At 63.2% G+C, this 1,141-nt stretch carries 2 protein-coding genes; both read right to left on the bottom strand.

Going from position 1 to position 1,141, the window contains the following annotated elements; all coding sequences use genetic code 11:
- Window positions 1-312, bottom strand: a 312-nt coding sequence (locus tag MJD61_18265) for a CpaD family pilus assembly lipoprotein (GenBank protein MCG8557207.1), incomplete at its 3' end; no start/stop codon positions are given.
- The coding region (locus MJD61_18260) for a pilus assembly protein CpaC (GenBank protein ID MCG8557206.1) at window positions 309-1,141 on the bottom strand (833 nt) is incomplete at its 5' end. The genes MJD61_18265 and MJD61_18260, both read right to left, overlap by 4 nt.

The following is a 1,141-nucleotide window of genomic DNA, read 5'->3' as shown; positions in this document are numbered from 1 at the left end:
GCTGCTCGAGCGGCGGAACCGGTTGGCGAAGTCGATCACCACATTGCGGTGACGCAGCGACAGCGATCGTGTGTTGGCGGTCACGGGAATGGCTTCGACCACCTGGCTTTCCGCGACCACGATCGGGTGGCGGGTGCGATAATCATCGGGCACCGTTCCTACGGTCAGTTGATCGTGGCTTGAGCTGGCGCATCCTGCCGCGAGCGCCGAGACGATGAGGCCGGCGGCAACGGTCAGCGGTCGGCGATTGATCGCCCGCCTTGGGGTGTCGGTTACGCTCAACATGGCCAGTTCTCCGTTGCGGCGGCTCATTTGAAGATGAACCCTACGTTACCGTGGTACCTGCCCTCGGGCGGGGCTGCGTCCACGGAGCCGTAAATGCGATTGACCCGGCCCAGGAAGATGCCGGCGAGATCGGACGGCGCGGTGAAATTGTCGTCGGGGCGAGCGAGCTTCTGTCGCGCCACCGGACGGACCAGATAGGGTGTCACGATGATAACCAGCTCGGTCTCGTAACGCTCGAACTCACGGCTGGAGAACAGCGCGCCGAGGATCGGCAGCTTGCGCAGGCCGGGAAACCCGCTCATCACCTGGCGTACATCGTCCTTGACCAGACCGGCAATGACCATCGAGCCGCCCGACGGCAATTCGACGGTGGTGTCGGCCTCGCGGCGGCGGATCGAAACCACCGGAGCGGACGGTACCGCGCCACGTGGGATGTTGTATGAACCTTCGGTGGTGGGCTCGGAAACTTCCGTCTTGATTTTCAGGCTGATGCGCCCGGCCGACAGAACCGTTGGCGTAAAGGTAAGGCCGACGCCATATTCCACGCTGGATCGATAGGAGTATTCCACGCCGGTGTTGGTTTCCTCCTTGCCGTCGGAAACCGACAATTCCCCGCCGACCTTGAACGAGGCGGTCTCGCCGGAAATCGCGGTCAGCGTCGGCTCGGCCAGGGTGCGCAGCACACCGGCCTGGTCAAGCGCGGTCAAAATGCTGTTGACGCTTTCGGTGCCATGGCTCCAGTTGGCCGTCAGCCTGGAATTGGAGATCGGCTTGTTGAGTGCGAAGGGATTGTCGGTAAGGGCGCCCACCACAATGTCGCCGAGCGAGGCGGCGGCGGTGAAATCGAAGCTCAGCT

It is taken from the genome of Pseudomonadota bacterium, from assembly GCA_022361155.1.
GTDB lineage: Bacteria > Myxococcota_A > Polyangia > Polyangiales > JAKSBK01 > JAKSBK01.
This window is presented reverse-complemented; position numbering and strand designations above follow the sequence as displayed.